Source organism: Candidatus Darwinibacter acetoxidans (assembly GCF_041936445.1).
Classification (GTDB): domain Bacteria; phylum Bacillota; class Limnochordia; order Darwinibacteriales; family Darwinibacteriaceae; genus DTU010.
The window spans coordinates 1-5,322 of sequence record NZ_JBHGXH010000103.1 but is presented as its reverse complement, the minus strand read 5'-3'; the positions used below and the strand labels follow the sequence as shown (position 1 = coordinate 5,322).

At 54.7% G+C, this 5,322-nt stretch carries 9 protein-coding genes and 2 pseudogenes; all 11 read left to right on the top strand.

The features are described 5' to 3' along the window. A pseudogene (locus tag ACE4YL_RS03395) lies at nucleotides 1–436 on the top strand (hypothetical protein); the annotation flags it as partial. A gap of 77 nt (nucleotides 437–513) precedes the next feature. Further along, a complete protein-coding gene (locus ACE4YL_RS03390) occupies nucleotides 514–801 on the top strand; it encodes a hypothetical protein (RefSeq protein WP_461369223.1) in 288 nt (95 codons plus the stop codon). Nucleotides 802–805: 4 nt separating this feature from the next. Then, nucleotides 806–1,174 carry a hypothetical protein gene (locus ACE4YL_RS03385; protein ID WP_461367159.1) on the top strand — a complete coding sequence of 123 codons (369 nt, stop codon included), beginning with the start codon at nucleotides 806–808 and terminating at the stop codon, nucleotides 1,172–1,174. A gap of 1 nt (nucleotide 1,175) precedes the next feature. Then, complete coding sequence (locus ACE4YL_RS03380) at nucleotides 1,176–1,538, top strand: head-tail adaptor protein (protein ID WP_461369222.1); 363 nt, start codon at nucleotides 1,176–1,178, stop codon at nucleotides 1,536–1,538. Next, on the top strand, nucleotides 1,539–1,874 hold the full coding sequence (locus ACE4YL_RS03375) for a hypothetical protein (protein WP_461369221.1): 336 nt from the start codon (nucleotides 1,539–1,541) through the stop codon (nucleotides 1,872–1,874). Then, nucleotides 1,871–2,248, top strand: coding sequence for a hypothetical protein (locus tag ACE4YL_RS03370; protein WP_461367162.1), 378 nt, complete (start codon nucleotides 1,871–1,873; stop codon nucleotides 2,246–2,248). Before ACE4YL_RS03375 ends, ACE4YL_RS03370 begins: the two co-directional genes overlap by 4 nt. Nucleotides 2,249–2,271: 23 nt before the next feature. Further along, nucleotides 2,272–2,838 carry a hypothetical protein gene (locus tag ACE4YL_RS03365; protein WP_461369220.1) on the top strand — a complete coding sequence of 189 codons (567 nt, stop codon included), beginning with the start codon at nucleotides 2,272–2,274 and terminating at the stop codon, nucleotides 2,836–2,838. Between the two features lie 237 nt (nucleotides 2,839–3,075). Beyond that, on the top strand, nucleotides 3,076–4,005 hold the full coding sequence (locus ACE4YL_RS03360; RefSeq protein WP_461369219.1) for a phage tail family protein: 930 nt from the start codon (nucleotides 3,076–3,078) through the stop codon (nucleotides 4,003–4,005). A 144-nt stretch (nucleotides 4,006–4,149) separates the two neighbouring features. After that, nucleotides 4,150–4,410 (top strand): hypothetical protein, encoded by a 261-nt coding sequence (locus tag ACE4YL_RS03355; RefSeq protein ID WP_461369218.1) that lies wholly within the window; start codon nucleotides 4,150–4,152, stop codon nucleotides 4,408–4,410. Nucleotides 4,411–4,425: 15 nt separating this feature from the next. Then, complete coding sequence (locus tag ACE4YL_RS03350; protein ID WP_461369217.1) at nucleotides 4,426–4,746, top strand: hypothetical protein; 321 nt, start codon at nucleotides 4,426–4,428, stop codon at nucleotides 4,744–4,746. After that, nucleotides 4,746–5,322 (top strand): annotated as a pseudogene (locus ACE4YL_RS03345) (hypothetical protein); the annotation flags it as partial. The gene ACE4YL_RS03350 and the pseudogene ACE4YL_RS03345, both read left to right, overlap by 1 nt.

The window sequence follows — 5,322 nt, the reverse complement described above, 5'->3', positions numbered from 1 at the left end:
CTACCACAAACTCCTCAGCCTCCGCGAGACCCTAAAGCAGGGATTGGCTGATGCCAGGAAGGAGAAGCGCCCTGGTACCATCCTGCTCGTAGCTGGCGAGCGCCTGGAGCATGTTCAGGAAGCCCTCGGTAGCTTCTACGTCCGCGGCACCGACTATCCTCCGCTGTCGGGCATTGAGCAAATCGTTGCCTATGACGGCTGGGAAGCCGAGGTGGGGAAGAAGAAGGTCACTTACAACGGCGTCGCGAACAACAAGGCATACTTGATCCGCCCGAAGCGCGGGTTCAAGGAGCTCATCAAGCACGATCTCCGAATCGATGCGACCATGCCTGATCTCTCTCGCTTGATCGAGGCTCAGATCGTGGGCCGTGCACGCCGCGGCGTGTTCGCAGCTCTGCCCGAGAACGTCCAGGAGATCACGCTGCCTGACTTCTAGGCGGTGAACTCATGAGATGCATTGATTGTGCGCATTATCCCTGGGTCCCGACAGCGAATCCAGGGATGATGCCTCCCATGAGGTGCCATCCAGAGCTGGAGGCCAGGCGTTGGACGGAGGAGAGCAAGAAGCTGGATCTCCGCTGTCCTCACTTCGCCGGCATAGGGGAAGACCCCGGCCAGACCGAAGTGGCGGTGATGGAGACTCCCTCGGGGGATAACGCCGGCGCAAGCGGCTTTGTCAGCCCAGACGATTTCACGGCTAAACAGCTGAGAGCTATGGCCGATGAGTACGGTATCAAGTACAAGGCCAGTGCCACCAAGAAAGAACTGGCAAGGTTGATCAATGACCATTTGAAGGGGTGATAACATGACCCCAACACAAGAGGCGATCGTGAAGCTCAGGCTGTACCTGGACGAGAAGATCCCGCCAGGCGGCAGTCAAGATGACACCCGCTTCTCCGACACCGAGCTTGAGGTGTTGCTTGATGACTCTGAAACCATCTACGGAGCGGCATCGCTTGGTTGGAGCATCAAGGCAGCCATGATCCAGAAAGAGATGGGCGATATCGAGGAGACCCGGACGGGCCAGGAAACGTATCGCTACGTCCAACTGAAGGATCGGCTTGCCCATGCACAGACGATGGCTGAGGACTTCCAGCGACGTGAGCAGGAAGAGCTCGGGAAGAAAAAGACGGGCAGCTGCATCCTGCGCATAGCCGCTCCAGAGGTGCTGTAACATGGACCTTCAGAAGCGAAGAGAACTCACTCTGAAGGCCATAGCCATCAACCCATGCGAGATCGTCCTTACAAGGCGCCAGCGGGTTGATGATGGTGCAGGCGGATGGACGGATGAAGACACACAGTTGATCCCCCAGACTTTCCGGCTCTTCCTCGGAAACAGTTCCTCCAAAGAGATCGTGAAGGACGGCGGGACACTCCAGGTGAACAACCGAGAGATGCTTTGCCCATGGGATGCAGATGTGCAGGCCGGCGACACCTTTGAGTTTGGCAGGGTCCACCACCGAGTGGCAGTGGTGAACCCCGTTCGCTATCTGGGCGAGATCGTCTCGTATCAGTGCGTTGTGGAGGAGGTGGTGTGATTGCCCGGGGCAGATCAAGTGAACCGAAATCTCATGGCTTTGGCCGACAGGCAAAAGGCGGCGCTGCTTGCTTTGAGCGAACAGTATGCGGCCAGAATGGAAGCCTATGCGAAAGCCAACAAGAGGTGGCAGGACAGGACCGGGAACGCCCGCCAGGGCCTCTTTGGATACTCCATCATGCGGGACCAGTCCTTGATCACTCGTGTCGCCCATACCGTGGACTACGGCGTGTACTTGGAACTCGCCAACCAAGGGCGATTCGCCATCCTCCTGCCCACGGTCAGGCGTTTCGTGGCTGACTACCTGGAAGATGCCAAAAGGGTGATGTCCGGATGAGGGCAGCCCTCTATCAATACCTGGTTCAAAACTGCGAGTCCATCACGTCTTGGTATCAATCGGGTGCCCCCAATAAGGACACTAAGAAGCCCTACGGTGTCATCAAGCTTGGCGAAGAAATGAGAGCCCCTTTGAGCAATAGGGGGTTCTTTCGCGAGTTGACCATCTGGCCTTACTTCGCCCCCGGCAGCTTCGTTGCGGTCGACAAGGCCGTGGCGGAGATAAAGCAGTTGTTGTCAGGCGCCATCCTGACAACGAGCGAAGGTCACATGTTTGAGATTGAGTGGGTTCACACAGGTCAGGACTTCCAGGACCCTGACCTAAACGCCATAACTCGCATGGTCGAGTTCAGAATCCCATGCGTTGGGAAGTAATGAGAAAGGAGCTGAGAAGATAGATGGACATCCTTTACGGCTGCAAATTGATGATCGTCAAAGAGATTGATCCTTCGACAGGGCTAGAAAAGACGGGCGGTAAGACCGCTCGCTTCGAGACTCCGCAGCAGTGCGGCATCAACCACCAGTGGATTGAGGGCCAGCGCACAGAGTTGCGAGGTGGGGACCGCTTGCTCAGTACTGTCGAAGAGCCGGCCTCCCTGATCGGAGTCGAGCTTTCCTTTACGAATGCCACCCTGCCCGGAGAAGCCCTCGCACTCTTGGCCGGAGGTACCTACCAGAATGACAAATACAGCGCTCCGAGGCTTGGAGAAGAGCCCAGTCCCGTGATCGTCGAGCTGTATGTCGCCAAGTATGAAGAGGGCAACAACGACACGAGCGGCATCACTGGGTACCGCAAGTGGACCTTCTGGAATGCCACAGGCCGCGTGCCCAACTACACCGCTCAGGACCGCAACTTCATCACACCGCAGTTCACTATCCGTGCGAAAGAGAACGTCAAGGCCGACAAGCCTGTCTATGAATGGGAAGACATCACTAGTCTGCCTAGTCTGCCGTCGGCCAGCTAACCCCCTTGGTGGAGGCTGCTCGCCTGAGAGCAGCCTCCTTACATTTGGCCCGGTGAAAGAGGTGAGAACGTGCAGATCGAGCTTATCTTGAAAGATGGCTTGGGAGAGTCCATCTTGCTCCCCAGTACGCTGGCGATTGACGGTCACGCTGTGAGGAAGGAGATCCCAGGAGTGGTCGTGCCAGGAAAGAAGGGAAGGCGCGTTTTTCGCGACCTTCAAAGGGTGGAGTCGGCCACCTTGAGGGCGTCTGGCACCATCGAGTGCTGGAGCAAAGAAGAGGCTGATGACTATGCCGCTCAGCTGAGAAGCAAGCTTCTAAGCCAACGAGAACCAATGTGGCTCAAGCGCTTCGAGGGAGCCAACAAGTTCATGCGGGTCTACTGCACCGGGGTCGAGCACGACTTCGTGAGAGGCCATTTTGGGGGGAGAGTCTTTAGACTCGATGTGACTTTCCAGGCCGACGATCCCCACTGGTACTCCACGAATTACAAGCGCGTGGAGCGGAACGCTCCCTTGACGAGCCCGATCAACATCATCACCGTCAACAACGAGGGCGGAGCCGAGACCCATCCGTTCATCTGGATCTACGGTAAGACCTCGGGCGGCCAGCACACCAGAAACCCCAAGATCACCAACCATGCTACCGGGCTTAGGATACAGTATGCAGGGACCGTAAAGCAGAATGAAGTGCTGCTTTTCGACACGGAGAAACGGAAGGCTTTGTTCGTTCCCACCAACATCCTTCACTCCGGCGCTGTTCAAGCAGCCACCGCCGACAGCGTGCAACTTGCGATCAGCGCTTCACCGGTTGACGACTACTACAAAGGCCATATCGTCAAAATCGTTAGCGGCCCCGGGGCGGGCCAGTACCGTCACATCGTCGGCTACACCGGCACATCCAAGGTGGCAGTGATAGACACCCCCTGGGTGACCAACCCCACATCTTCTTCCACCTATGAGGTCTATCACTTCTCGTGGGTGGAGGGCTACTACGTGCACGAGGCCCAGTCTTTCGGCGGTACCACTGGGGTGGATGTTACCAACCTGACTAATGCGGGGTACGTGGTGGATGGGTTCCCCCTTATACCCGGTGTCAACCTCATCGAGGTGGAGTGTGACACCAACCTGTTGCATATTGAAGTCCTTTTCAAAGAGAGGTGGACATAGATGGCATACCCACCAATTCCCAGAGATCCTAGCGGTACCCCTTTGCCTGTTGTTTGGGATGATGAAACACAAAATTGGAAGATATACACTGGTGTCCTAACCGGTGTGGTTGACGAAGGAGACATTCTGGAGGAGGCAGACTAGATGAGTGATAAAAAGAAGCCTGTCATGGGTGCGATTAGAGAGGTGAAGCTTGTTTCGCCTGACGGAAGTGAACTCGTCGAAAACAATCGCTTACCAGTCGCCGGCGAGATTCAAATCCTTTTAGCTGATGGCACTGCAATAAGTGCAAGCAATCGTTTGCCAGTAACGCTTGAAGGCGATGTTTGGGTCGGGATCGAGGAAGGAACAGAACTGATGTTTGGGTCGGGTTGGGTCGGGATCGAGGAAGGAACAGAACTTTAGAAAGGGTGACTCGAATTGGCAAAAGGTATACCGGTTATTGGAAGAGCGCCTGACAAAAAGGCGAAGATTATTAACGTGGACGAGCTGGGCAACCTTAAAGTCTCACAACTGGAAAGTAAGCTGGATGGCATAGAAAATAAGCTGGTCGCCCTGGAACAGAAGTTAACTGATGGGTCCCAGAAAGTTACACTATCTGGCACTGACGTTGTAATCGGCTTACTAGCAGACCGTCCCCCTGCAAGCGAAATGCGAGGAAGAGGATACTATGCTTGGGACGAAACAGACGGTCACAAACTCAAATATAGCGATGGCACAGACTGGGTGGTGAATCAGTAATGCCTTTGGGAGTTATATCTTATGATGAATTACAACAACACAAAAGGCTTTTTCTCCCTCACGGCGTAGATGGAGCAGGTTTCCACAACTCGATCTATAGGGGTAAATTTCTCGGAAACCAGGTTACACCCGAACAGTACGCAAGAATCGCTGATGGGACTTTCGAGGATATGTACATCGGCGACTACTGGACAATTAACGGGACAACCTATCTAATTGCCGCATTTAACTACTATTACAACACGGGTAGCCCATACTTGACAACCAACCACATAACTCTGGTCCCTGCCACAAGCATGTACACGCATCACATGAACCCAACGCACACCACGGAGGGTGGGTATGTCGGATCAGAAATGTATATCTCTGGCTTAGACCAAGCAAAAACTAAGATCCATGCAGATTTTTCGGGCCATGTAATCACCCACAGGCGTTATCTGTGCAACGCCGTGGCAGATGGACAAGCTAGTGGCGGGGCATGGTTTGACAGCGATGTTGAATTGATGAACGAAGCCATGGTATTCGGTAGCGTCGTGAATGGTAAGGGGACCTATGGCTTGTATAACATCGGAACAG